Annotated in this window: 24 protein-coding genes; 14 read left to right on the top strand and 10 right to left on the bottom strand. The window is 69.5% G+C overall.

Annotation, left to right across the window (positions count from 1 at the left end):
* Positions 1-45 precede the first annotated feature (45 nt).
* The 4 genes from NK1_RS22645 (at position 46) to NK1_RS22630 (ending at position 4,825) form a co-directional block, all read left to right on the top strand.
* A complete protein-coding gene (locus tag NK1_RS22645) occupies positions 46-2,103 on the top strand; it encodes a magnesium chelatase subunit D family protein (protein ID WP_084461389.1) in 2,058 nt (685 codons plus the stop codon).
* A 109-nt stretch (positions 2,104-2,212) separates the two neighbouring features.
* Positions 2,213-2,827: a cob(I)yrinic acid a,c-diamide adenosyltransferase gene (gene cobO / locus NK1_RS22640; RefSeq protein ID WP_063011794.1), complete on the top strand. Its 615-nt coding sequence runs from the start codon at positions 2,213-2,215 to the stop codon at positions 2,825-2,827.
* Between the two features lie 13 nt (positions 2,828-2,840).
* Positions 2,841-4,439 carry a cobyrinic acid a,c-diamide synthase CobB gene (locus NK1_RS22635; RefSeq protein ID WP_063011688.1) on the top strand — a complete coding sequence of 533 codons (1,599 nt, stop codon included), beginning with the start codon at positions 2,841-2,843 and terminating at the stop codon, positions 4,437-4,439.
* 11 nt (positions 4,440-4,450) lie between these two features.
* Complete coding sequence (locus NK1_RS22630) at positions 4,451-4,825, top strand: cobalamin biosynthesis protein (RefSeq protein WP_063906088.1); 375 nt, start codon at positions 4,451-4,453, stop codon at positions 4,823-4,825.
* A gap of 185 nt (positions 4,826-5,010) precedes the next feature.
* Here the strand turns inward: NK1_RS22630 and NK1_RS22625 are convergent, their stop codons facing one another.
* The 3 genes from NK1_RS22625 to NK1_RS22615 form a co-directional block, all read right to left on the bottom strand.
* Positions 5,011-5,520 (bottom strand): hypothetical protein, encoded by a 510-nt coding sequence (locus tag NK1_RS22625; protein ID WP_063011686.1) that lies wholly within the window; start codon positions 5,518-5,520, stop codon positions 5,011-5,013.
* 186 nt (positions 5,521-5,706) lie between these two features.
* On the bottom strand, positions 5,707-6,837 hold the full coding sequence (locus tag NK1_RS22620; protein ID WP_063011684.1) for an Rv3169 family protein: 1,131 nt from the start codon (positions 6,835-6,837) through the stop codon (positions 5,707-5,709).
* 8 nt (positions 6,838-6,845) lie between these two features.
* Positions 6,846-7,982 (bottom strand): phosphotransferase family protein, encoded by a 1,137-nt coding sequence (locus tag NK1_RS22615; RefSeq protein ID WP_063011683.1) that lies wholly within the window; start codon positions 7,980-7,982, stop codon positions 6,846-6,848.
* A gap of 389 nt (positions 7,983-8,371) precedes the next feature.
* Here NK1_RS22615 and NK1_RS22610 point away from each other — a divergent pair, with 389 nt between their 5' ends.
* Complete coding sequence (locus NK1_RS22610; RefSeq protein WP_245660750.1) at positions 8,372-9,712, top strand: DoxX family protein; 1,341 nt, start codon at positions 8,372-8,374, stop codon at positions 9,710-9,712.
* A 2-nt stretch (positions 9,713-9,714) separates the two neighbouring features.
* On the opposite strand, the gene NK1_RS22605 is transcribed toward NK1_RS22610, so the two are convergent.
* Positions 9,715-10,683, bottom strand: a complete 969-nt coding sequence (locus tag NK1_RS22605) for a poly(ethylene terephthalate) hydrolase family protein (protein WP_063906079.1) — start codon at positions 10,681-10,683, stop codon at positions 9,715-9,717.
* A gap of 87 nt (positions 10,684-10,770) precedes the next feature.
* On the opposite strand from NK1_RS22605, the gene NK1_RS22600 reads away from it, so the two are divergent.
* The 4 genes from NK1_RS22600 to NK1_RS22585 all read left to right on the top strand — a co-directional run bounded on the left by NK1_RS22600 (position 10,771) and on the right by NK1_RS22585 (position 14,862).
* Positions 10,771-11,178, top strand: coding sequence for a PPOX class F420-dependent oxidoreductase (locus NK1_RS22600; protein ID WP_063011788.1), 408 nt, complete (start codon positions 10,771-10,773; stop codon positions 11,176-11,178).
* Between the two features lie 155 nt (positions 11,179-11,333).
* A complete protein-coding gene (locus NK1_RS22595; RefSeq protein WP_245660746.1) occupies positions 11,334-11,939 on the top strand; it encodes an LGFP repeat-containing protein in 606 nt (201 codons plus the stop codon).
* Between the two features lie 70 nt (positions 11,940-12,009).
* Entirely contained in the window at positions 12,010-13,269 is a 1,260-nt protein-coding gene (cobA, locus tag NK1_RS22590) for a uroporphyrinogen-III C-methyltransferase (RefSeq protein WP_063011679.1), read from the top strand.
* A 132-nt stretch (positions 13,270-13,401) separates the two neighbouring features.
* Positions 13,402-14,862 (top strand): MFS transporter, encoded by a 1,461-nt coding sequence (locus NK1_RS22585; protein ID WP_063011678.1) that lies wholly within the window; start codon positions 13,402-13,404, stop codon positions 14,860-14,862.
* Between the two features lie 22 nt (positions 14,863-14,884).
* On the opposite strand, the gene NK1_RS22580 is transcribed toward NK1_RS22585, so the two are convergent.
* From NK1_RS22580 to yaaA, 3 genes are all read right to left on the bottom strand, one after another.
* Positions 14,885-15,280 (bottom strand): ankyrin repeat domain-containing protein, encoded by a 396-nt coding sequence (locus NK1_RS22580; RefSeq protein ID WP_036503495.1) that lies wholly within the window; start codon positions 15,278-15,280, stop codon positions 14,885-14,887.
* Positions 15,281-15,347: 67 nt separating this feature from the next.
* The gene (locus NK1_RS35415) at positions 15,348-17,090 is read right to left on the bottom strand and encodes a three-helix bundle dimerization domain-containing protein (protein WP_218023157.1); all 1,743 of its coding nucleotides are present in this window, start codon (positions 17,088-17,090) and stop codon (positions 15,348-15,350) included.
* A 212-nt stretch (positions 17,091-17,302) separates the two neighbouring features.
* Complete coding sequence (gene yaaA, locus NK1_RS22570; protein WP_063011677.1) at positions 17,303-18,067, bottom strand: peroxide stress protein YaaA; 765 nt, start codon at positions 18,065-18,067, stop codon at positions 17,303-17,305.
* 58 nt (positions 18,068-18,125) lie between these two features.
* Between yaaA and NK1_RS22565 the strand changes: the two genes are divergently transcribed.
* Positions 18,126-19,883 (top strand): proline--tRNA ligase, encoded by a 1,758-nt coding sequence (locus NK1_RS22565; protein ID WP_063011676.1) that lies wholly within the window; start codon positions 18,126-18,128, stop codon positions 19,881-19,883.
* 67 nt (positions 19,884-19,950) lie between these two features.
* On the opposite strand, the gene NK1_RS22560 is transcribed toward NK1_RS22565, so the two are convergent.
* The 3 genes from NK1_RS22560 to NK1_RS22550 form a co-directional block, all read right to left on the bottom strand.
* On the bottom strand, positions 19,951-20,379 hold the full coding sequence (locus NK1_RS22560; RefSeq protein ID WP_063011675.1) for a hypothetical protein: 429 nt from the start codon (positions 20,377-20,379) through the stop codon (positions 19,951-19,953).
* Between the two features lie 125 nt (positions 20,380-20,504).
* Complete coding sequence (locus NK1_RS22555) at positions 20,505-20,936, bottom strand: ferritin-like domain-containing protein (protein ID WP_063011673.1); 432 nt, start codon at positions 20,934-20,936, stop codon at positions 20,505-20,507.
* Positions 20,933-21,472 (bottom strand): hypothetical protein, encoded by a 540-nt coding sequence (locus NK1_RS22550; RefSeq protein ID WP_245660742.1) that lies wholly within the window; start codon positions 21,470-21,472, stop codon positions 20,933-20,935. Before NK1_RS22550 ends, NK1_RS22555 begins: the two co-directional genes overlap by 4 nt.
* 390 nt (positions 21,473-21,862) lie before the next feature.
* On the opposite strand from NK1_RS22550, the gene rimP reads away from it, so the two are divergent.
* The 4 genes from rimP to NK1_RS22535 form a co-directional block, all read left to right on the top strand.
* A complete protein-coding gene (gene rimP, locus NK1_RS22545) occupies positions 21,863-22,498 on the top strand; it encodes a ribosome maturation factor RimP (RefSeq protein WP_063011669.1) in 636 nt (211 codons plus the stop codon).
* Positions 22,495-23,523 carry a transcription termination factor NusA gene (gene nusA, locus NK1_RS22540; RefSeq protein WP_036503481.1) on the top strand — a complete coding sequence of 343 codons (1,029 nt, stop codon included), beginning with the start codon at positions 22,495-22,497 and terminating at the stop codon, positions 23,521-23,523. Before rimP ends, nusA begins: the two co-directional genes overlap by 4 nt.
* Before the next feature lie 63 nt (positions 23,524-23,586).
* A complete protein-coding gene (locus tag NK1_RS33945) occupies positions 23,587-23,967 on the top strand; it encodes a YlxR family protein (RefSeq protein ID WP_081879203.1) in 381 nt (126 codons plus the stop codon).
* Positions 23,968-24,087: 120 nt separating this feature from the next.
* Positions 24,088-24,345, top strand: a 258-nt coding sequence (locus tag NK1_RS22535) for a translation initiation factor IF-2 N-terminal domain-containing protein (protein WP_245660741.1), incomplete at its 3' end; no start/stop codon positions are given.

Below are 24,345 nucleotides of genomic sequence, written 5' to 3'. Positions count from 1 at the left end.
GCAGCCCGGTGCGGGGGCGGAACGGGGCGCGCATACAGTGGGGGCGTGTCCGATTTCCGAGGTGAATCCGCATCGGCTGTGTCCGCGCATCACGACGGTGAGGCGGGGTTTCCGTTCTCGGCGGTGGTGGGGCAGGAGCAGCTGCAGCTGGCACTGATTCTGTGTGCGGTGCATCCGGGGATCGGCGGGGTGCTGGTGCGCGGGGAGAAGGGGACCGCGAAATCGACCGTGGTGCGGGCGCTTGCGCAGTTGTTGCCGCCGGTGGCCGACGAGAGTGGGCAGCGGCCCGCCCGGCTGGTGGAGCTGCCGGTCGGTGCCACCGAGGACCGGGTCGTGGGATCGCTGGATCTGGAGCGGGTGCTGCGCGACGGAGAACAGGCGTTCCGGCCCGGGCTGCTGGCGGCCGCCCATCACGGCGTGCTGTACGTCGACGAAGTGAATCTGCTGCACGACCATCTGGTCGATGTCCTGCTCGACGCGGCGGCCATGGGGCGGGTGCATATCGAACGCGACGGGGTGTCGCATTCGCATCCGGCTCGGTTCGTCCTGGTCGGCACCATGAACCCGGAGGAGGGTGAACTCCGCCCGCAGCTGCTGGACCGCTTCGGCCTCACCGTCGACGTCGCGGCCTCCCGCGATGTGGACGTGCGGATGGCCGTGGTGCGCCGCCGCCTCGACTACGAGGCCGATCCGGCCGGCTTCGCCGCCGCCTACGCCGCGGCCGATCGCGACGTCGCCGAGCGCATTCTCACCGCGCGCGAACGCCTCGCCGAGGTGGCGCTCGACGATATCGAACTGCGCCGGATCGCGGCGCTGTGCGCATCCTTCGACGTCGACGGCATGCGCGCGGATCTGGTGGTGGCGCGGACCGCGACGGCCCACGCGGCGTGGCGCGGAAGTGACTGCGTCACTGCCGACGACGTGCGTATCGCCGCGGAACTGGCACTGCCGCACCGCCGTCGGCGCGATCCGTTCGACGAACCGGGTATCACCGACGAACAACTCGACGATGCGATGCGCGATGCCGAACAGGAGGCCGAGCGGGCCCGTACCGAGCAGAGCCGAGCCGCAGAAGACGAAACACCAAGCGACGACGCACCGGAATCGGAGCCCGATTCGCAGCGCGACTTCGAGCATGACCAGCGGGAGCCGGATACGGACGCCGGCGCTCCCGAGAACAACGGCCCCGACGACAACGGGCCCGGCGACGAGGGCCCCGACGACGACGGCCCCGGCTCACCGGGAGGCGGTCCGCGCGGCGGCACCCGCGAGGGCAGTGCGGCGGCACCGGCGAATTCCGTTGCCCGCCCGCCCCACTGGGAGATCCCGGGAGTCGGGGAGGGCGCTCCCGGACGCCGATCCCGCGCCCACACCCGGCACGGCCGGGTGGTGCGGTCGGTCACCGATACCTCCACTGGCCTGCATCTGCTGGGCACCCTCTTCGCCGCCGCGCCCCATCAGCATTCGCGCGGCCGCGTCGACGGCCCGCTGGCACTGGAGGCGGCTGATCTGCGGGGCGCGTATCGCGAAGGGCGCGAAGGCAATCTGGTGGTGTTCGTGGTCGACGCCTCCGGGTCGATGGCCGCCCGCGATCGTCTGTCGGCGGTCACCGGGGCGGTGGTGGCCCTGCTGCGCGACGCCTATCAGCGCCGCGACAAGGTCGCCGTGATCACCGTGCGCGGCAGCGAGGCCGAACTGGTGCTGCCGCCGACCTCCTCGGTGGATATCGCCGTGCGCCGCCTCGCCGATCTGCGCACCGGCGGCAAAACCCCCCTGGCACAAGGTTTGCTGAAGGCACGCGAGGTGGTGGCTCGCGAACATGTCCGCGATCCGCAGCGTCGCGCGATGGTCGTACTGCTCACCGACGGCCGCGCCACCGGCGGTGTCGACCCGATCCCGCGTGCCCGCGCCGCCGCCCGCCTGCTCGCCCGTGACGGTGTGGCCGGTGTGGTCGTCGACTGCGAGCGCGGTATGGTCCGCCTGGGGCTGGCCGCCGAATTCGCCCGGGAGCTGCGCGCGACCTACCTGCGCCTCGGCGAGCTCACCGGCGATTCGGTCGCCGCCGCCGTCAAGTCCGGGCTGCCGCATCACCTGGCGGCGTGAGCGTTCGCTCGATACCGGTCGGACCGCAGGACCGCCGGACCCACGCGGCGGGCACGGGGTACGGATGTGGGAATGTGATGCGTAGGTGCTCGACCAGGAGGATGCAGCGATGCCGAAGGGCGTTCCGGAGACGATTCCCGACGACGGGCTGACCACTCGTCAGCGGCGTAATCAGCCGGTGCTGGCGGTGCACACCGGTCCCGGCAAGGGTAAGTCGACCGCGGCGTTCGGGATGGCGTTGCGGGCCTGGAATCAGGGCTTCGATATCGCGGTCTTCCAGTTCGTGAAGAGCGCGAAATGGAAGGTCGGTGAGGAAGCCGCCTTCCGCACCCTGGGCCGGCTGCACGAGGAGACCGGCACCGGCGGCCCGGTGGAGTGGCACAAGATGGGTGAGGGCTGGTCGTGGACCCGCAAACAGGGCAGCGAGGACGACCACGCCGCCGCGGCCCTGGCCGGATGGCGGGAGATCGCGCGCCGGCTGACCGCCGAACAGCACCGCTTCTACGTCCTCGACGAGTTCACCTACCCGTTGAAATGGGGCTGGGTGGACTCCGACGAGGTGGTCGAGACGCTGCGGAACCGGCCCGGCAACCAGCATGTGGTGATCACCGGACGCGACGCCCCGCAGGCGCTGGTCGACGCGGCGGATCTGGTCACCGAGATGAGCAAGGTGAAACATCCGATGGACGCCGGGCGCAAGGGCCAGCGGGGTATCGAGTGGTGACGGCGGCCGGCCGATGACCACTCCGGCCGTGGTGATCGCCGCGCCCGCCTCGGGCAGCGGAAAGACCACGCTGGCAACCGGTTTGATCGGAGCGCTGCGCCGTGCCGGACATCGGGTCGCGCCGTTCAAGGTGGGACCCGACTACATCGATCCCGGGTATCACGGTCTGGCCGCCGGGCGGCCGGGACGCAATCTGGATCCGGTGCTGGTCGGTGCCGAGCGGGTGGTGCCGCTGTACCGGCACGGCAGCGCGGGCTGCGATGTGGCCGTGGTCGAGGGCGTGATGGGCCTGTTCGACGGCCGGATCGACGCCTCGAATCCCGCCCCGATCGCCGAGGGGTCGACCGCCCAGGTCGCCGCGCTGCTCGGCGCCCCGGTGCTGCTGGTCGTCGACGCGCGCGGCCACAGTCAGAGCCTGGCCGCCCTGCTGCACGGCTTCGCGACCTTCGACAGCGGGATCCGGCTCGGCGGCGTGATCCTCAACCGCGTCGGCAGCCCGCGCCACGAACAGGTACTGCGCGCCGCCTGCGCCCGGGTCGGCCTGCCGGTGCTCGGCGCGCTGCCACGCATGGACGAATTATCGGTTCCCGCACGGCATCTCGGCCTCGTTCCGGCCGTCGAGCACGGATCCGCGGCGCATGCGGCGGTCGAGGCCATGACCGAACTCGTCGGCGCGCACATCGATGTGGGTGCGGTCGCGCGACTGGCCGCCGCCGACGTGGACGGGCCCGCGTGGGATCCGATCGGAGAGGTCGCGGCATCGGCCCCACACCTCCGGTGGCGGGATCCCGGCGAGAGCGGGACCGCCCTCGACGCCTCGGAGCTGGGGGAGGGCACCGCAACGGCGACGGCGTTGCCGTCCGATGACCCGGCACCCGCGACCGGAACGCCGCAGCTCTCGGCGGAGACGGCGAGTCCGCGGCACACCAGCGGTGGGCCGGAGATACCCGTGCCGGCGTCGGCGCTGGAAAGTGTGGTGCGAGAGCCGGCGCCCGTCGTCGCGATGGCGGGCGGGCCGGCGTTCACCTTCGGTTACGCCGAACATCGTGAACTGCTGCTGGCGGCCGGGGCGCAGGTGGCGGTGTTCGATCCGCTGCACGAGCAATTGCCCTCGGGCACAGCCGGTCTGGTGCTGCCCGGCGGCTTCCCGGAGGAACATGCCGCCGATCTGGCCGCGAATGCGACACTGCTGACCGCGGTCGCCGAGTCCGCGGCCCGGGGGATGCCGATACATGCCGAATGCGCGGGCCTGCTCTATCTGACCCGCTCGCTGGACGGGCACCGCATGGCCGGAGTCCTCGATGCCACCGCCGAATTCGGACCGCGCCTGACTCTCGGCTACCGCGATGCCGTAGCGCTGACCGACTCGGTGCTGTGGCGGACCGGAGAACGCGTGCGCGGCCACGAATTCCACCGCACCCGCCTGGTCGCCACGGGATCGAACCCGCCCGCCTGGGGATGGCGCACCGACGAGGCCGCGGTCCGGGAAGGCGCGGTGGCCCACCGGGTGCATGCGTCCTATCTGCATACCCATCCCGCCGGAAATCCCACGGCCACAGTACGTTTCGTCGCGGCGTGTGGACAGTTCGCCGCGGCGCACGCCGGCGTGTGACGGCGGGACCGATGAGCGGGGCGGTGATCGTGGGTATCGGGTCACGGCCCGATCCGGCGGCCGAAGCCATCGTTGCTGCCGTGCGGACAGTGGTGGGGAACACCGCGATCCGGTGTCTTGCCACGATCGATCGACGGGCGCAGGAGCCGGGAGTGGTGGCGGCCGCCGCCGCGTTCGATGTACCGGTGATCGGATTCGGTGCGGACGAACTGGCTCACGTCGACGTTCCTCATCCGGGCGACCGTGCGGCCGTCGCGGTCGGCACGCCGAGTGTCGCCGAAGCGGCCGCGCTGCTCGCCTGGGTGCGCTGGGGACGGCGCGGGCGGCTGATCGTGCCGAAGACGGCGTTCGGCACGATCACGGTCGCCGTCGCGGAGGAGGAATGAACGCAGGACGCCCGCCGTACTCGCCGGCTCTGCTTCGCAGGCGGTACCACGAGTGCCCGGCTCTGATCGGATCGTGGTCCGGGCTCGACGAACCCGCCGGATAGACGGCTCGAGCGACAACCGGCCGAATCCGCGACTGTGCGGATCCGGCCGGGTGGATGCGAAAGTTGCTGTACCGCAACGCCTTATACGCAGGCGCCGCCGATGCTGGCGGTCGTCACGATGGTGTATCCGGCGACCGGTGAGAGTTCCGGGAGTCCGTCGTAGTACACCGCGCTGACGACGTGTTCGCCTGCCCGGTCGGGCATCCAGCCGATGCTGGCGACCCCGTTCACCACAGGCGCGGTGCCGACGATATTGCCGCTGATCCCCGAGAGGTGACTGAAGAAGTCGACCGTGCCGTGGGTGACGGGGCTGCCGTCCGGGTTGCGCACCGTCGCCACCGCGTTCTGGGCGCAGCCGACCAGCGCCCCGCTGACCGGGCTCAGTGCCGAACCGGACATCGAGACCGCGATCGTGGGCGCCACCGTCGCTTCGGCCGGGGCCGCCCCCACGATCGGGAGTAGTGCGCCCGCCAGCGTCCCGGCCGCCAGGACGAACCCGGCCCGGGTGCGGGCGCGCCGAGCCCGCCCGGACGACAGTGCCGGGCCGGGGAGAACCTGGGAGGTACCACGCGAAACACGGAAACCGCTCATCGTGCCTGCCTCTCGCTGTGCCGTCCCGGGCCGGCGGCCCGGCGTCGATCCGTCGCAGGGTACCTGAGATCCAGCTCACATCGGGCACGGCTCGCGGAGCGGCCCCGACAACACGGCTCGCGGAGCGGCCTCGACAACACGGCTCGCGGAGCGGCCCGGCAATGCCGCTCGCGGAGCGGGCTCGGGTTACGGTGCGACCGAGGTCCAATCGGCGAAGCCGGTCGGGTCGTGACGACCGAGGCTGCCGTGTTCGAACAGTCCCCAGCCTTCGGCGTCGCCGCACCGCGCCTGTCCGACGTGGTCGATCACACCCCACGGAATGCGCCCGGCCACCGCCGGATCGGTCAGGTCGTAGCTGCTGCTCGACGACCAGTCGCGTCCCTTCCACTGCCCGTGCAGCCAATCCGGATCGCCGCCGTAACCGCAGCCGATATGCAGCGGAATGCAGGTGTGCGCCCGTACCTCGACGGTCAGCGGCGAGCCGTCACCGGCGGTCATGTCCAGCCGCGCGGAGACGGGAATCCGCGTGCCGGAACGATAGTCGAGGTGAATGCGCGGCCAGCCCAACTGTTCGACGCGCCCGTCCGGCCACACCCGCACGGCGTCGTTGAGGGTGCGGAAGCCGTCCGGGTTCTCCTGCACGATGACCACGATCGCGAAGTCGTCGAACCGCAGCGGCACGTAGAGCCACCAGAATCCGGCCGCCGGTTCGCTCGCGTCGCGGCCGGGTGGTTCGGTCTCGCCGACCGGGCGGATACCCCAGGACCGGTCTCGCGTCCCCATCCAGATCTCCGGATCGACGGCGATGTCGTCACCGTCGACGTGCAGGGTCCCCGACCAGGAGCCGACCTGGGCGAACCGGGAGGCGTCGATGATCGGCCGGCTGCCGGTGTGGATGAGATGCGGCTGTTCCTGGACGGCGGGGAACGACCCGTCATAGGTGAGGTCGAACGACAGATCGTCGTGCTCGCAGATCACCCGGACGCGCCGCAGCGGTTCGATCACCTCGATGCGATAGCCGCCGACGCTCATGTTCAGATCGCGCGGTGGCAGTGCGTCCGAGAATCGGACCGTGCGCTGGATATCGCCGCGGCGGACCGCGGCGTAGGCGTCGATCACGCCGAGATTCGGATAGACGCCGAAGCCGGTGACCAGCATCGTGCCGCCGCTGCGATCGTGCGCGTTGAAGTAGCTGCGGTCGTAGAAGTTTCGGTCGGTGGTGGCCGCGCGCGCCAGCGACAGCGGCGTCTGGTGCACCGGATATTCGTCCAGCGGAACCGGCGCCTGGTGGGCCGGATGTCCGTCGATGCCTGCCATCAATCTCCTCAATCCCACTGGTAGGTGCCGTCGAGCAGGGCCTCGAGGGCCGCCCGGTGCATCACGTAGTCGTCGCGGTCGTCGGTGTCGGTGTCCTCGCCGAAGTGGATCATCCGCCGTTTGATGCGCGCCATCACGATGCCGTGGCGCAGCGCGGCGTAGACGAGATACCACTCCAGATCGCGCGGCCGGTAGCCGGTGAGCTCTTCGTAGTGCGCGACCACGTCGTCGCGGCGCAGATAGTCCGGCAGGCCGGGCTGGTCGAAGCGGGTGGCGATGTCCTGGAAGAAGCGGTGGATGAAGATCAGCCAGGCCACGTCGAGTTCACGCGGGCCGAGGGTGGCCATCTCCCAGTCCAGGACCGCGACCGGGTCGAATTCGTCGAAGATGATGTTGCCGGGCCGGGCGTCGCCCCAGTTCAGTACGTCGGGTCCCGGATCGGCGGGCCAGTGCTGTTCGAGCCAGTCGAAACCGCGCTCCAGCAACGGGATTCGGTAACCGTCGTCGGCGAGCGCCCACCGGTACCAGTGGCGCTGGGCGTCGAAGTGGCGGCGCAGCGACGATCCTTCGCCGGCCAGAGCGGGGAATTTCGCCGCCGGGTCGGCGATGGCGTGGACTCTCGCGATGATGTCGACCGTGGCGCGGGTGATCCGCATGCGCTGCTGCGGTGTGGCGTCGAAGACCCAGCCGACGAAGACGTAGGGCGGATTGTCCTCCGGGATCCGGCCGTGGATCCGTTCCATCACGAAAAACGGTGTGCCGAGCACGGTTTCGTCCGGCTCGAACCAGCACAGCCGCGGCACCGGCACATCGCTGTGCGCGCCGACGCCGGCCATCACCGCGTACTGGGTGTCGAGGTCGTAGTTCTCGAAGACGGGGAACGAGCCCTCCTCGGGAGGCATACGTGCCACATACGAGCCGCCCTCCGTGCGGCCGTCGCGCTCCCAGCTCGCCTCGAACATCACCGAGGAACTGGACATACCACCTGCCTGTGGCCGCGACAGCCCCGTGATCACCGGCGCGGTGGTGCCGGTGAGCTTGCCGGCCAGCCATCCGGTGAGTCGCTCGGCGAGTTCGTCGAGATCGCGAGCGCTGGTGGTCAGTTGCCGCCGCTGCCCGGGGTCGGTATCGGATTCGCCCGACATGTCGGACCTCCTGACGGGATGAAAACGTTTGTGCGCCAACTGATTACGTTCGGGCACGGCGGTATCCGGCCCGGCGCGGGTGGCGTGTGGATGAAATGTAACGCGTTCTAGTGCGCGGTGGCACGGAATCGGCGGCGAATTTTCCGCCGTTCCGCTCACCGGGACCCGGTTTGCCCGCGGTGCACGCGATCGGGGGCAGGGGCCACCCCTGAGATTCGTGCTGCCACGTACGCCGCGCGGAGTAGCGCGGAATCGGGGTCCGGCCCTGAGGACTTTCGCCGCGGGCCCTCGTAACGTCGTGCACCGATCCGCGCACCCCGTTCGCCTCGGCGTTCAGCGACGCAGCCGTGCGCCGGGTCCGCCGGGGAGAGGAGTGGGTAGTGAGTGTCATGGTGGTGCAGGCCGAAACGCCGCAGCCGGAACCCGAATCCGAGACGGCGGTGGGCTGGAAGCCCCTCACCCGCGTGGCCTTCCGGTTCACGGTCCTGTATTTCGGGTTGTTCTGTCTGATCTATCCGCAGATCGTCTTCGCCTTCACCGGCTGGTTCGGCCGCTGGCTCGACGCCGACGCGGTGCTGTGGCAACCGCGGTTGCTGCGCCCGGTACTGGAGTGGGTCGGGCGCACGGTCTTCGGCGTACATCCGGTGCTGAGTCCCAACGGCAGCGGCGATCAGACGATCCTGTGGGTGCTGGTGTTCTGCATCCTGGTCGTCGCCATCGCCGGCACGCTGATCTGGACACTGCTGGACCGCCGTCGCGCCGATTACCGGCGGGCGGCCGGGTGGTTTCTGCTGGTGCTCCGGTTGTGTGTGGCCGGTCAGATGCTCAACTACGGTTTCGCCAAGGTCATCCCCACCCAGATGCCCGAACCGATGCTGTCGACGCTGTTGGAGCCGTACGGCAACCTGACGCCGATGGGGGTGCTGTGGAATCAGGTCGGGATGAGCCCGACCTACGAGATCCTGCTCGGCGCCGCGGAACTGCTGGCCGGGATTCTGCTGTTCATACCGCGTACGGCGACGGTGGGCGCAATGCTGACGCTGGTGAGCATGGCGCAGGTCTTCGTGCTGAACATGACCTTCGACGTGCCGGTCAAGATCCTGTCCGGACATCTGATGCTGATGTCGATGGTGCTGCTCGCTCCGCAGGCGCGGCGGCTGCTGGACGTGCTGGTGCTCGATCGCCCGGTCGGACGCTCGACGGCGCCGTACCCGTTCCGCACCCGCCGGGCTCGCTGGTTCGCGGCGCTCGTGCAGATCGGAATCGGGATCTGGGTGGCGGTGGCTCTGACCCACGTGAGCCTGCAGTTGTGGGACGAGGGCCCGGGCCGGACGAAACCGCCGCTGTACGGGATCTGGCAGGTCGAGGACTTCAGCCGCGACGGGCAGCCGGTTGCGCCGCTGCTCACCGACCGGGACCGGTGGCAGCGTGCGGTATTCGACTTCGACGGGGTCATGCAGTATCAGCGGATGGACGGGACGTTCGTGCCGCTGCAGGTGCGGGTCGACACCGGCGCCCATCGTCTGGACCTGCACGCCGTACCCGGTGCCGAGCGGCACTCCGTGACCGCCGGCGGCTTCGCCTACGAACAGCAGGGACCGGACCGGCTGCGGTTCACCGGCGACCTGGACGGGCATCCGGTGACGGTGACCTTCCGGCGCCAGGACCCGGACGCCTTCCCGCAACGCAGCCGCGGCTTCCACTGGATCCAGGACGCACCCGAGGGGTGAGATCAGCCGGCCGTCGCACCGATCTGGTTGCCCCAGTGCGGGTTCGGAGCATAGAACTCCCCGGTGCCGGGGGCGAAGGCGGCCGCCGCCGCGGCGCATCTCCACAGCCGGGCCGCCAGCCACGCGGTCGGATAGCCGAGGTAGCCGTACACGCCGTCGGTGCACGGGGACGAGGCTCGGGCGCAGCCTGGTTGACCTTGGACGTCGTTGTGGTTGGGGCCGACCAGTGTGCCCCACGCCTTTGTCACCGAACCCGGTGTGGCCTCGTAGTAGTCCTGGTTGGACTGCAGGCCCGGAAGTGCCCACAACTTCTGCGAGGGGGAGATGAGCGCGTCGTCGGAGCCGTTGACGAAGAACACCGAACCACCCGCTAGGCGCCGAGTGTCGGTGCAGCTCAACCGGTTCGAGCAGAACGACTGGGCGGGCAATTCGATCGGCACGGCGGTGCGGATCAGTCCGCCGGACTCGATCATGGCGTTGAGCGCCCCGGTGGCGCCCTGGGAATGTCCGATGGCGCCGATCGCCGAGGTGTCGAGCCGATCGTGGAAGACGCTCGCCGGATCGGCCGCCCGATCGATGAGATACCGTGCCGCCCCGGCGATGTCGACACCGGAGCCGGTACTGCGATTCTCGGTCGCGATCACCACGAAGCCCCAGGACGCCAGATGCCGCAGCAGATAGGCGTATTGCCGGGGTTGCGCGTTCGTGCCGTCGCCCCAGGTGATGATCGGATGACGAGGACCGCGCGCGGCCACATCGGACGGATACCAGATGTCGTAGGCGGCGCCGGTGCTGTCGCAGCAGCCGAATCCGTAGTGCTCGGTGACCTGCCACGGCCCCGGCTCCGAGTAGCGGGCCTCGGTCGGGCCGCTCGCGCGATAAGGGTCCTGCGCATACGCGGTGGCGGCCACCGCGGCGGCCACCGCCACCGTCACCAGCACGGTCAGAACCTGCAACACCGCTCGTCGCATGTTCGCAGCATAGAACGCGCCGAACGCACCGTGACGGACCGGCGGCGAGCGGGAATGAGTGTGCGCGGCACCCGGTTGTGTCGTGGCATGGGTGCTGAACTCTCCGACGACCTGAAGAAGATCCTCGATAACACAAAGGTTTTCGCCACGCTGGCGACGATCGGCCGCGACGGGCAGCCGCATCTGACCGTCACCTGGCTCCTGCGCGACGGCGAGGAGTTGGTGTACTCCACCACCGTCTCGCGTCAGCAATACAAGAATGTGGTGCGCGACCCGCGGGTGACGATCATGATCAACCCGCCGGACAATCCGTACGTCTACGCGGAGATCCGCGGCACCGCCACCGTCACGCCCGACCCCGACAAGGCCCTGCCCGACCGGCTGTCGGCGAAATACACCGGCCTGCCGTATGTGGAATTCAATCCCGCCTCCGTCGACGACGCCGAGCGAGTGATCGTGCGGGTGACCCCGGAACGGGTCAACGGCCGCCTCTGAGGCGCCGTCCGATGCGACCGAATTCACCCCGTGTAATTCTGTGAGATGAGTCTCGACTGTGATACGGCGAGCGTTGCAGAGCCGGTCCAACCCCTGCAGGATGACGGGAGCGGCAGCTTCCGTCGCACCAACTTCGCAGGTAGAGGGAGTTTCACTTGGCTTCGTCAGGTCGCAGACAGAGTAGACGCAGCACGCGCCGGGCCGGGCTGCGCACGGCAGCCGTGGCCGCCGCCGCACTGGCGGCCCTCACCGGCACGGGCGCCGGTCTCGCCGCCGCCCGGCCGGTCGGCGCGTTCGACGTGGGCGGGGCGATCGAGAAGGAATACGACCGCGCCGGTGGTGCCGCGGTCCTCGGCAACCCCACCGGCCCGGAGTCCGACGCGAACGGCGGCAAATTCCAGGTCTTCGACCGTGGCTGCTCGATCTACTGGTCCGTGGGCACCGACGCCCACGCGATCTGCGGCCTGATCCGCGACAAGTGGGGCTCGATGGGCTGGGAGAACAGCCCGCTGGGCTTCCCGCTCACCGACGAGGCCAAGGCCGGCAAGGACGGCAAGGGCCGCTTCACCCGCTTCCCCGGGGGCGTCATCGTGTGGTCGGCGAACACCGGCGCGCACCCGGTGTGGGGATCGATTCTCGGCATGTGGGAAGGCAGCAACGCCGACGGCGGCCGCTACGGTCTGCCCACCAGCGACGAATACGACTACAACGGCGGCAAGGCCCAGGATTTCCAGGGCGGCCGGATCACCTGGAAGCCCTGATGACCCCTGCCTGCGGCGCCGCGACGGGTGATTGCAGAGTTCGCCCGCCCACGCCGTAGGCTGAAACCTTGTGCCGAATACGACAGACGACCAGCAATCCGGTGACCCGAACTATGTCGTCGGGCTCGATCTGGCCGGCCGCCGCGTCGTCGTCGTGGGTGGCGGCTCGGTAGCCCAGCGCCGACTCGGACTGCTCATCGCGAGCGGAGCCGATATCGAAGTGATCAGCCGGACCGTCACCCCCGCGGTGGAGGGTATGGCCGCCTCCGGTCAACTGCGCATCTCCCAGCGGGCCTACGCCGACGGTGATCTCGAGGGTGCCTGGTACGCGATCGCTTGCACCGATGAGCCCGAGACCAATGCCGCCGTGGTCGAGGAGGCCACCCGCCGCCGCATCTTCTGCGTGCGCGCCGACAACGCCCGCCTCGGCACCGCCGTCACCCCCGCCAGCGCCCGCTACGACGGACTGACGCTCGCGGTGCTGGCCAGTGGACGGCACCGCCGATCGGCCGCGGTGCGCACCGCGCTGCTGGAGGCGCTGCAATCGGGTGTGATCACCGACGACTCCGAACCAGTGGCACCCGGTGTCGCGCTGGTCGGCGGCGGGCCGGGCGACCCCGATCTGATCACCGTGCGGGGCCGCCGCCTGCTCGCCCGCGCCGATCTGGTCGTCGCCGACCGGCTGGCGCCGCCGGAACTGCTCGCCGAACTCGGACCGCATGTGGAGGTCGTCGACGCGGCGAAGATTCCGTACGGCCGCGCGATGGCGCAGGAAGCGATCAACACCGCCCTGGTCGAGGGTGCCAAGGCCGGTAAATTCGTGGTCCGGCTCAAGGGCGGCGACCCGTACGTCTTCGGCCGCGGCTACGAGGAACTCGAGGCGTGCGTGGACGCCGGCGTACCGGTGACCGTGGTTCCGGGCGTCACCTCCGCGATCTCGGTGCCCGCCCTGGCCGGTATTCCGGTGACCCACCGCGGCGTCACCCACGAATTCGTGGTGGTGAGTGGGCACATCCCGCCCGATCACCCGGATTCGCTGGTGGACTGGCCCGCACTGGCCCGGCTGCGCGGCACCCTCGTGCTGCTGATGGGGGTGGAACGCATCGAGAAGTTCGCCGCCGCGCTCGTCGACGGTGGCCGCGCCACGGACACGCCCGTCACCGTCGTGCAGGAAGGCAGTCTGCGCACCCAGCGGATCGTGCGCGCGGATCTGTCCACGGTCGCCGAACGTGTGCGCACCGAGGGCATCCGGCCACCGGCGATCATCGTCATCGGCCCGACCGCCGGTTTCACCGCGGGCGCGCCGGATGCCGACGAGCAGGCCGGTTAGGTCCGCGGTGCGTGCCCGGGACAGGGGCACAGCCGTGTCGAGTGTCGCGTGGACAGCGCGAGTACGCATTCGGCTGGCGGGTGCCGATATCCGTTACAGTGAGTCACTGTGCTCGATAACCCCGCTGCGACGATGCAATATCCGGTGACGAAGCGGGCCTTCGGGTTGCCGATCCTGGTCCTGTCCGGCCTGCAGTTGATGGTCGTGCTGGACGGCACGGTCGTGATCCTGGCGCTGCCCGCCCTGCAACGTCATCTGGGCCTGACCAGTTCGGGCAGCGCGTGGACGGTGACCGCCTACGGCCTCACCTACGGCGGGCTGATGCTGCTGGGTGGCCGCCTCGGCGACTCGTTCGGGCGCAAGAAGATGCTGCTGCTGGGTGTTTCGTTCTTCACCCTGGCCTCACTGCTGTGTGGGCTGGCGCAGAACGAGGCCATGTTGATCGGCGCGCGGGCCCTGCAGGGCACCGGCGCCGCGATCGCCGCACCCGTGGCGATGGCGCTGGTGGTCAGTACCTTCGCCCCCGGACCGCCGCGCAACCAGGCGATCGCCATCTTCGGTTCGATGATGGGTGTGGGCTCCGTCGGCGGTCTCGTCGTCGGCGGCGCCCTGGCCGAATGGAACTGGCGGCTGATCTTCCTGATCAACGTCCCGATCGGGCTCCTGATCCTCCTCGGCGCGGCCTTCCAGCTGCACGATTCCACCCACCACCGGCTACCACTGGACGTGCGCGGCGCCTTCCTCGGCACCTTCGGCTGTGTCGGGGTGGTGTTCGGTGCGACCGAAGGCCCCGATCTCGGCTGGACCAGCCCGTACGTCATCGGCGCGCTGATCGCCGGTCTGCTGCTGCTGGTGGCGTTCGTGCTGGCCGAACGGTCCGCCGTCAATCCGCTGCTGCCGCTCACGCTCTTCCGTGATCGCGACCGCTCGATCACGTTCATCGCGCTGCTGCTGGGCTCCGGCGTCCTCGGTGCGATGACCTACTTCGTCGCGCAGTTCCTGCAGAACGTCGTCGGCTACAGCCCGCTCGTCGCCGGTCTGGCCTCGATCCCGTTCACGATCGGCGCCGGCATCGGTACCGGTGTGGCGTCCAAGGCCGCGCTGATGATCCGGCCGCGCTGGCTCCTCGCGGGTGCCGCGGCCGTCCTGGCGGGGGCGCTGTTCTTCGGCTCCACCCTGGACCGCTACGTCGAATACCTGCCGACCCTGCTGGTGCTGCTGGCGGTGGTCGGTATGGCGATCGGTTTCGTGATCGTGGTCGGGCCGCTGTGCCTGCTGGTGGGCGTACCGGTGAACGAGGTCGGCCCGCTGTCGGCGATCGGCCAGATGATCCTCACTCTCGGTACCCCCTTCGCGGTCGGCTTGCTGACCCCGCTGGCGGCCTCGCGCACGCTCTCGCTCGGCGGCCGGACCGACCGGACGTCGAATCTGACGCCCACCGAGATCGCGGCGCTGTCCAGCGGGTACACCTTCGTCCTGCTCATCTGCGCGATCGGCGCCGTGATCATCGGACTGCTGGTGCTCATGCTGCGCTACACGCCGCAGCAGCTCGCCCAGGCCCAGCACGCGCAGGAGGAAGCGCAGCAGGTGTAACGCCTCCGGGCGACCGATCGACTCAGCGGCGATCGAACAGTTCCAGCAGTTCGGTTCTGCCGAAGACGGTCGCCGATTCGCGAGCCGACGGGGTGCCGGCGTCCGGGTCGGCCCCGGCCGCCAGCAGGGCCTTCAGAATGTCGTCCTCACCCTTGAATACCGCTCCCGCGGCCGGTGTCTGGCCGCGGTCGTTGGCGCGATCGGGATCGGCGCCACGCTCGAGCAGTGCGGTCACGGCCGCCCGATGGCCGTGGTAGGCGGCCAGCATCAGCAGGGTGTCGCCGTTGTCGTTGGTCAGATTCACCGGGACGCCCGCGTCGATATACGCCGCGAGCGTCGCGGCCTCGCCCGTGCGGGCCAGCTCGAAGACCTTGGTCGCCAGTTCGACCAGGTCCGGATCCACGCCGTCGGTAGCCACGGGCCATTACTACCACGGCGCGGCGACGGGCCGGGGAACCGGCGACTGTCCGTCGAGCGGCGCTCGATCAGTTGTAGGAACGCGCGACTCCGTCGAGAAGGTGTTCCAGGGTGTCGTAGGCCGGCGGGTCGACGATGTCGACCACATCCGGAGCGACCGGAATGTGGTGTTCGGCGGTCACCGCGGTGAACTGGGCCGGATCGGCGGTGCGGAAGCCGTGTTCGGCGGCCAGGCGCTGCAATTCGGGATCGGTGCTCAGCAACTGTCCTACCCGGTCGCCGGTGGCGGTCAGCGGGACCAGCGTGTGCCGGGACAGCACCGTCGGGGACGGGTACAGCATCACCGCGTCGGCGGGCAGCTTGCCGGCGACGGCGGCCTCCACGAACTGCGATTCGTATCCCCACACCATGGGCGTGGGACCCATTCCGGCGGCGAGGTATTCGCCGAACGGTCCCGCGCTGGAGTTCTCGGTGTATCCCTGTTTGGTGAACAGTCGCGACACCTTCGAGAGGACGAAATTCTCGGCGGCCGGGCCCTGCACGATCGCATCGTCGTTGGCGACGTAGGCGGCCACCGCCAGATACATCGCCGCCGAATTGGAGGTCCGCGGGTCGGTGGTCGAGATCAACACGTTCTTGCGCACCGGATATGCGGTGTTGCCCGCCAGCTGATCCCATTGCGTGCCCTGCTGCGTGAGATCGAGATACCGCCGCATATCGAACGCCGGCACCGGCCCCTGCCGGACGATGCCCGCGCGGGTGAGCAGATCCACGATCGGCCGGAAACTCGCGACCACCATCGGTGAGGAGAACGGCGTGTATTTCGCGGTGATCCCGCGTTCGCGCTGAATCCGTTCGGCGGCGAGGCTGCTCGATGGAAAGGCGAAGTCGTCACCGTCCAGCTTCACCGACGTCGCGATCTGCCGCGATCCGGCAGGATCGACTTCCAGCCGAATTCCCTTGCGCGCCAAGGCGTCAACCACCCGCTGGTCGGTGAAGAAGCCCATCTTCTCCGACCCCACCACGCCGTGCGCGACGGTCAGCGCGGGAGCCGGAGCGGGGGCGGTGCTGTCGCCACCGCGGAAGCCGAAGGCCACCACAAGAGCGACGACCACGACGACCACCGCGGCCGCTACGGCCAGGATCCGCGGCCGTCGCAGCGCGCTCACGAGGCTCGATGTGGACGTAGTCGCGGAGGCCGGGCTTGTCGCGGTCTCGCGATCCGGTTCCGGCGCAGCGTCACTCGCGGGAGATGTGGCCGCCACGGTCTCCGGGTTCGTCGGTTCGACGGGGGAGTGGCCGGATGTGACCGCGACGGCGGGTGTCGCGGAAACCACCGGCGATTCGAGGTGTTTGCGCTCGTCCGCCGTGGTGTCGACCGGAGCCTCAGCCGCGGCGTGGGAAATCGAATTGCGTTGTGGTGTAGTGCTTTCGGTGGCGTCGGCATCGGTCGCGGGTTCCGCGGCGGCTCCCGGCGCTTGATCGGCGGATTCGGGCGCGGCGTCGGCGGTGTCCACCTCGATCGAGGGCGCCGAGACCCGTTCCGGAACAACCGGCGCGGCAGCGTAGTCGAGCTCGAGCGAGGGGTCCTCGGCCTTGGGCTGCGGTGGGGTGTGCTGCAATTCGCGGCGCACGATGCGTTCCACCAGAATCGGCACGAAATCGCGCACCGTGTGGCCGTCGAAGCGCCGGCGCACCTGGCCGACCAATTCCTGTACCAATTCCGGGGAATGGCTGCTGCCGTAATGGCCGACCAGTCGATCGGTCAACTGACGCAGTGCCTTTTCTTCACGGTCGGTGGCGTCACCCACGCCGAACTCCTCGCCCAATCGCATCCCAACGGCAGCGGTCGGCCGGCCGCGCCGAAGTTACGATAGCGAGCCGCAATACCCGTTCCGTGCGGCCACATTTCGGCCTGGATACCTTGAAATACGCTGGTGGCGGGGCGTTTTTCGGCGAATGTTCCCGTGGTTGGGCAGGTCGCATTCGGCTCGAATTACGTCGGCGGTCACCGAGAATTCACTCACGTGAGGACCAGCAGTTCGCTCGACGAGGCGATTTCCACACGCAGCCCGGCCTTTTCGGCTATCCGTGCCAGCGCCCGGATATCGCCGGGTTCGGCGCGGGTCGACACCAGGGCCCGCGCCAGCAGACCCTTGTGATGTTTGTTGAAATGGCTCACCACCGTGCGGCTGCCGTCCGGGCGTTCGGTCAGTACGGTCGCGGTCACCGCGCCGGGCAACCGCCCCAATTGCTGATAGGTCCCCGAACGCAGGTCGACGACCAGCTGCCCGGCCGTCGCTTCCCGCAATGCCGGGGCCAGCACCGGTTTCCACAGCGAAGCCAGCGTCGGCAGGCCTGGCAATTTCGAACCGCCCGAGAGCCGATATCCCGGAATCGCGTCCCCCGCGCGGACCACCCCGAACAGGGCCGAGCCGATCGCCAGCCGCTCCTCGGCGCGAGCGCGCTGCGTCTTGGTCAGCGAACCGGCGTCGAGTGCGTCGTAGAGCACACCGGTGTAGCGCCGCAGCGCGGGTGCGGTCGCGGCGGTCCGCAGCGAGGCGTTGCGGGTGAGCGCGGTCTGCAAACCTTCCGCGCCCGCGCCGGTCGCCTTCCCCAGCCCCAATGCCACCCGCGCCGCCTCCGGATCCGCGGACAATTCGATCAGCTCGGTGATCAGCTTGTCCCGCACGGCGGTGAGCTGCGGTAACCACAGGGAATCCAGATCGAGCGGACCGAGAGTTCCGCCGTCGGACTTGGTTTCGGAAGGAGGCAGAATCACCAGCACGAGCCGATACGGTAATGCCCTGCAGGCATCCACGCAGCAGCGGCTAGTCTGTGCATCCGTGATCACCCGTCTCTCGCACCTGTTCCTGCGCACCCTGCGCGACGATCCCGCCGACGCCGAGGTGCCCAGCCACAAACTTCTGGTCCGCGCCGGATATGTGCGCCGGATCGCGCCGGGCGTCTATTCGTGGTTGCCGCTGGGTTTGAAGGTGCTGCGCAAGGTCGAGGACGTGGTGCGCCAGGAGATGGACGCGATCGGCGGCCAGGAGATTTCGCTGCCGGCACTGCTGCCGCGCGAGCCGTACGAAACCACCAATCGCTGGACCGAATACGGCGACAGCCTTTTCCGCCTGCAGGACCGCAAGGGCGCCGACATGCTGCTCGGACCCACCCACGAGGAATTGTTCGCCCTGACGGTCAAGGGTGAATACAACTCCTACAAGGATCTGCCGGTCACGCTCTACCAGATTCAGACCAAGTACCGCGACGAGGAACGCCCGCGCGCCGGAATTCTGCGCGGGCGCGAATTCGTCATGAAGGACTCCTATTCCTTCGATCTCGACGAGGACGGCCTGAAGGCCAGCTATGCCGCCCACCGACAGGCATATCAGCGCATCTTCGCCCGGCTCGGGGTCGAATACGTGATCGTCGCCGCCACCTCCGGCGCGATGGGCGGCAGCGCCTCCGAGGAATTCCTGGCCAGCAGCCCGATCGGCGAGGACACCTACGTGACCTGCCGCGAATCGGGGTACGCGGCCAATGTGGAGGCCGTGGTCACGCCCGCGCCGCCGGAGATCCCGATCGAGGGGCAGCCGGCCGCCGTCGTGCACGACACCCCGGGCACACCGACCATCGCGTCGCTCGTCGACTGGGCCAACGACGCCGGAATCGCCGAACAGTTCGGCCGCCCGGTGACCGCCGCCGACACGTTGAAGAACGTCATGGTGAAGTTGCGCCACCCCGACGGCAAGTCCGAGATCGTCGGCATCGGCGTGCCCGGTGATCGCGAGGTCGACGCCAAGCGGCTCGGCGCGAGCCTCGAGCCCGCGGAGGTGGAGTTGCTCACCGACGAGGACTTCGCCGCCAACCCGTTCCTGGTGAAGGGGTACATCGGTCCGAAGGCGCTGCTGGACAACGGCGTTCGCTATCTGGTCGACCCGCGCGTGGTGACCGGCACGTCGTGGATCACCGGCGCCGACGCCTCCGGCAAGCATGTCGTGGGACTCGTCGCGGGCCGCGATTTCACCCCCGACGGCACGATCGAGGCCGCCGAGGTCCGCGACGGCGACCCCTCGCCCGACGGCCGCGGTGTGCTGCACTCGGCGCGCGGTATCGAGATCGCCCACATCTTCCAGCTCGGCTACAAGTACACCGATGCGTTCGAGGTGGACGTGCTCGGTGAGAACGGCAAACCGGTCCGGCTCGTCCAGGGTTCCTACGGGGTCGGCGTCTCCCGGATGGTCGCGGTGATCGCGGAGCAGATGCACGATGACAAGGGCCTGCGCTGGCCGGCCGAGGTCGCGCCCTTCGATGTGCACGTCGTCATCGCCAACAAGGACGAGGCGGCGCGCGCCGGAGCCGAGGAGGTCGTCGCCGGTCTGGACGCCCAGGGCTTGGAGGTGCTGTTCGACGACCGCACCGCCTCACCCGGCGTCAAGTTCAAGGATGCCGAATTGCTCGGCATGCCCTGGGTTCTCGTCATCGGCCGGGGCTGGGCCGACGGCAAGGTGGAACTGCGCAACCGCTTCACCGGTGAGTCCGAGGACATTGCGGCGGCCGCGGCCGTCGACACCGTGCTCGCGAAGATTCGCGGCTGATCGCTCGCGTGCACCCGGTCGTCCGGACCGGGTGCACCCCGCGCCGTCCCGATGCCGGTGACGCGCGCTACGGCAGCGGAAGGCAGGAGCTGCCGGTGTTCAGGCCGCTGCCCACGACATCGACGGTGATATAGCTGCTCGACGTGTAACTTCCGGGCTTGAACTGCTGTGCCGTGATGTTCTGCCGCCCGGCGTATTTCGGCGTCCACGCCATGGTCACCGTGCCGTTCTCGGGGTGGTAGACCGGCGTGCCCGCGATGGGTTCGCCGTTACCCGGAACCGACCCGCCACTGTTGACGAACGTCACCGTGCCGCCGTCCGGCACCGGGGTGTCGACCGTCGCGGTCAGCGTGGCGGAACATCCGGTGCGCAGCCCGTCCGCCCCGGCGTCGACACGCACGCCCGTGACGTCGGCGCCGGCCACGCTCACGGCGAGCAGCGATCCGAGCGCCCCCGCGGCCGCCGCCGCACCGATGCGTCGCATCCCCACGGCCATTCCCGTTCTCCCTTCGACGTATCCGGGCGGCATCCGCCGCATACCGGAGCACGCTACCGGTGTTTCGGGTCCACGAGTGGTGCGCGAATGTGTGGCCGGCCAGCCGCCGCGAGGCCGCCCCGGGCTCAGGGCTGGCCCGGGAACGGCGTGGTCGCGGGATTCACGCCGAGGATCGACTGCCAGGTGGCCAGGCGGATGGCGCATTCGGTGAGGGCCTCGGTGCCGGTGCAGCGGCGATCCGCGGTGGTGGAGTGTTCCACGACCGCACGCCAGGCGACCGCGGTGTCGGTTTCCACGGTGACCGCGAGTTTGGCTGCGGGGATGGGATCGTCGACCGGGAAGGGCGGGGTGTAGGCCGCGGCGGGCGCCGGGACGCTCGCACCGGCCGCCTTCAGCGCGTCGGCGGTGGCATCGCGGCGGGCGCGGTGGGTCGCGGTGAATTCGGCGACGATCTTCGCCCGCTCCGGGGACGCGTAGGCCGCGATGAGGCCGTAGGCGTAGACCGCGGTGTATTCGGCGTTCAGCGCGTCGAGCAGCGCCTGCTGATCGGTACTCACGAGAGCACCACCGCCACGTGGGCGCCGCAGCAGGCGCTGATCGAGGCGAGCAGGCCGGCGCGGTATCCGGTCTGGGTCGCGGCCAGCTCGGCCGCGGAGTGCTGGGAGTCGGTGAGCCGGGCCCGCAGCGCGGCGACGGTCGGCGGCGGGGTGGGAGCGGGCGGCTCGGCGACGGGTGGGGTCGCGGATTTCGGTTTCGTGCCGTCGCCGTACACGCCTACCGCGCGCTCGATTTCGGTGCGCAGCGCATCGGCGTGCTGGGTGCGCTGTGCGGCGACGACGGTCAGCGCGGCCGTGTGCTCCGGTGCGGTCGCGATGGCGGCCTTCGCCCACACGGCGTCGATGCGCGCCGATTCCTCCTGCGACACAAGCACATCCGGTGCGGACGGCTTGTCGTCCGAACAGGCCGCGACCGCGCTCACGGCGACGAGCGCGACCACGCCGCCGCCGGCCGAGCGCAACAGCGAGCGGCGGTCGAGGCGCGGGGGAACGGTCCGATCCGGCGGCACCGGAATCACATCGAGACGGCTGGGCACGCCTACATCGTGCCAGTGATCATCAGCGGCCCCTGCGCCCAGCCCGCCGGCATGCCTCGCTCGCGTCCGTTCGCGCCGGGGCCGCTTTCCGTCCGCCCAGCTGAGCCCGGGTGCCGCGGCCGGTGCGCGGCCCGGCCCCGGCCACCGGCCCGCGAAGGAATGCTCCCGTCCGGAAAGGGACGTGGTGGTTCGGCGAGCCCGGGGCGGTCCGGCGGACCGCGGGCGCGCAGCAGAACCCGACCCGGGCCGACTCGACCGGGTTGGCTGGTCCTTTACACTCTTGCAGCGCGTTACGCTAGACCTCCGGCGGAACAATCCGCGGGACATGCGCGCCGACCATGCCGGACCAGGACCAATACCGCGTCACAACTGAACCAGGAGCCGCCCCATATGCCGATGCCGACCGAGGAAAGGGTGAGCCAGCTCGTTGCTGGGCTCGTCGAACGCCGAGGGCTCGACCTCGAGGGCGTGCACATCACGGCCGCGGGCGGGCCGCAGGCGCGGGTGACGGTGACCATCGACGGTGACGAGACCGTCGATCTGGACACGATCGCGGAAGTGAGTTCCGAGATCTCCGAAGCGCTCGACGAGGCCGTCGATGTCGGCGAAACCCCCTATCTGCTGGAAGTCACCACCCCGGGTGTCGAACGCCCGCTGACGGCCCCGCGTCACTGGCGACGGGCCCGCGGTCGCAAGGTGCGGGTGCGGATGCGGCCGGGTGCGCAGACCCCCGACGGCCCGTCGAACTTCGACGCCCGGGTCGGCGCGAGCACCGACACCGAGGTGGCCCTGGTGCTCGGCGGTAAACGCGCGCCCCACCGGGTGAGCGTGCCGCTGGCCGATATCGAATCCGCGGTCGTCCAGGTGGAGTTCTCACCGCCCGGTGCGGCGGAGATGGAACTCGCCGGGGGCGTGGCCACGGGCCGCCCGGAACCGGGCGCCGCCGATCAGGCCGTCGATCCGGCCGCACCCGCCGCCCGGAAAGAACACTCAGTAGTTGCGCCGACCGAAGGGATCGTGGAATGAACATCGAAATCGAAGCCCTGCGTGCGATCGTCGCCGATAAGGGAATCTCGATGGAGACAGTGCTCTCCGCGATCGAGTCGGCTCTGCTGACCGCCTATCGGCACACCGAGGGCCACGAGCCCAACGCACGCATCGATATCAATCAGAAGACCGGCGTGGTGCGCGTGATGGCCACCGAGACCGACGCCGACGGCAACGTCGTCTCCGAATGGGACGACACTCCGGAGGGCTTCGGCCGCATCGCCGCCACCACCGCGCGCCAAGTGGTGCTGCAGCGGCTGCGCGACGCCGAGAACGAGAAATCCTTCGGTGAGTTCTCGACGCACGAGGGCGATATCGTCGGCGGCGTCGTCCAGCGTGACGCCCGGATGAACGCCCGCGGCACGGTGGTGGTGCGCATCGGCAGCGAGGCCAACGGCGCCGAGGGAGTGATCCCGCCGGCCGAGCAGGTCCCGGGCGAGACCTACGAGCACGGCGACCGCATCAAGTGCTACGTCTACGGCGTCTCCCGCGGCGCGCGCGGCCCGCAGATCACGCTGTCGCGCACGCACCCGAATCTGGTGCGCCGGCTGTTCGCGCTCGAGGTGCCCGAGATCGCCGACGGGTCGGTGGAGATCGTCGCCGTGGCCCGCGAGGCCGGCCACCGCTCCAAGATCGCGGTGCGCTCCACGGTGCCCGGTGTGAACGCCAAGGGCGCGTGTATCGGCCCTATGGGGCAGCGCGTGCGCAATGTGATGAGCGAGCTGGCGGGCGAGAAGATCGACATCATCGACTGGGCCGAGGATCCGGCCGCCTTCGTCGGGAATGCGCTGAGCCCGTCGAAGGTTGTCTCGGTCACGATCGTCGATCCGGAGGCCCGTGCCGCCCGGGTCGTGGTCCCCGATTTCCAGCTGTCGCTGGCGATCGGCAAGGAAGGTCAGAACGCCCGGTTGGCCGCGCGATTGACCGGTTGGCGCATCGATATCCGCTCCGACGCCGCCCCCGACGTGGCCGGATCGCCGCGACCGCACGCCCAGCACGGGTAGGCCGCGCCGGGACGGCGGCGCGAGTGCGGAAGTCAACCAGGGGCTGGATGCGGAGATCGGGACATGGCAGCGGTACAGTGGACACAGGCTCAGCGCGAGTCTTCGGTATCCGCACTTTCCGCCCAGGTCGGTGCTCGGGTGAGAACCCGAACTCCCGGCCCGGTCCGGACCTGTGTCGGATGCCGGAAACGCGAGCTGGCCGCCGATCTGTTGCGGGTCGTGGCGCAATCGCCCGGCAGCGCTCCCGACAGGGACGCCGTCGTCGCGATCGTTCCCGATCCGCGGCGCAGACTTCCCGGGAGGGGTGCCTGGTTGCACCCCGTTTCGGCTTGTCTGAGCATGGCAGAGCGGCGCCGAGCGTTCGGCAGAGCGCTACGAGTGTCCGGAAAACTGGATATCTCAGCCCTGGAGCACTACGTCGAGAACAGGCACGAGCACTCATGAGCACACCGTGAAGTACCAACGATGAACGGCCATCGAAGATAACCCGAGGTCGTGCGGGCGTCCTGACCCCTGAACGGGGAGCAAGAGACTGTCGCGCTCGACCTCTCAGTGAGGAGAGCAGTGGCAGGCAAGGCCCGCGTGCACGAGTTGGCTAAAGAACTCGGTGTCACGAGCAAAGAACTACTCGCAACGCTCAAGGAGCAGGGCGAGTTCGTGAAGTCGGCGTCGTCGACGGTGGAGGCACCCGTCGCGCGTCGGCTCCGGGAGTCGTTCGCGGCGAAGTCCGCCCCGTCCAACGGCTCCGCGAAATCCTCCGCGAAACCCGGTCCCGCCCAGGCGCGTCCGGCCGCCAAGCCGGCCGCCGGCGCGACCCCGGGT

Source organism: Nocardia kruczakiae NBRC 101016, assembly GCF_001612965.1.
GTDB classification, from domain to species: domain Bacteria; phylum Actinomycetota; class Actinomycetes; order Mycobacteriales; family Mycobacteriaceae; genus Nocardia; species Nocardia kruczakiae.
The sequence above is the reverse complement of the archived record's forward strand: the minus strand, read 5'-3'. Positions and strand labels throughout refer to the sequence as shown.

Excerpts from the sequence above, each read along its gene's own strand:
- NK1_RS22615 (WP_063011683.1), bottom strand. The coding sequence starts at position 7,982 with ATGTCGGGCGAATCCGATACCGACCCCGGGCAGCGGCGGCAACTGACC.
- rimP (WP_063011669.1), top strand. The coding sequence starts at position 21,863 with ATGCCGATGCCGACCGAGGAAAGGGTGAGCCAGCTCGTTGCTGGGCTC.
- NK1_RS22620 (WP_063011684.1), bottom strand. The coding sequence starts at position 6,837 with ATGGCAGGCATCGACGGACATCCGGCCCACCAGGCGCCGGTTCCGCTG.
- nusA (WP_036503481.1), top strand. The coding sequence starts at position 22,495 with ATGAACATCGAAATCGAAGCCCTGCGTGCGATCGTCGCCGATAAGGGA.
- NK1_RS22625 (WP_063011686.1), bottom strand. The coding sequence starts at position 5,520 with ATGAGCGGTTTCCGTGTTTCGCGTGGTACCTCCCAGGTTCTCCCCGGC.
- cobO (WP_063011794.1), top strand. The coding sequence starts at position 2,213 with ATGCCGAAGGGCGTTCCGGAGACGATTCCCGACGACGGGCTGACCACT.
- NK1_RS22585 (WP_063011678.1), top strand. The coding sequence starts at position 13,402 with ATGCAATATCCGGTGACGAAGCGGGCCTTCGGGTTGCCGATCCTGGTC.
- NK1_RS22610 (WP_245660750.1), top strand. The coding sequence starts at position 8,372 with ATGGTGGTGCAGGCCGAAACGCCGCAGCCGGAACCCGAATCCGAGACG.
- NK1_RS22605 (WP_063906079.1), bottom strand. The coding sequence starts at position 10,683 with ATGCGACGAGCGGTGTTGCAGGTTCTGACCGTGCTGGTGACGGTGGCG.
- NK1_RS22630 (WP_063906088.1), top strand. The coding sequence starts at position 4,451 with ATGAGCGGGGCGGTGATCGTGGGTATCGGGTCACGGCCCGATCCGGCG.
- NK1_RS22600 (WP_063011788.1), top strand. The coding sequence starts at position 10,771 with ATGGGTGCTGAACTCTCCGACGACCTGAAGAAGATCCTCGATAACACA.
- NK1_RS22635 (WP_063011688.1), top strand. The coding sequence starts at position 2,841 with ATGACCACTCCGGCCGTGGTGATCGCCGCGCCCGCCTCGGGCAGCGGA.
- NK1_RS33945 (WP_081879203.1), top strand. The coding sequence starts at position 23,587 with ATGGCAGCGGTACAGTGGACACAGGCTCAGCGCGAGTCTTCGGTATCC.
- NK1_RS22560 (WP_063011675.1), bottom strand. The coding sequence starts at position 20,379 with ATGGCCGTGGGGATGCGACGCATCGGTGCGGCGGCGGCCGCGGGGGCG.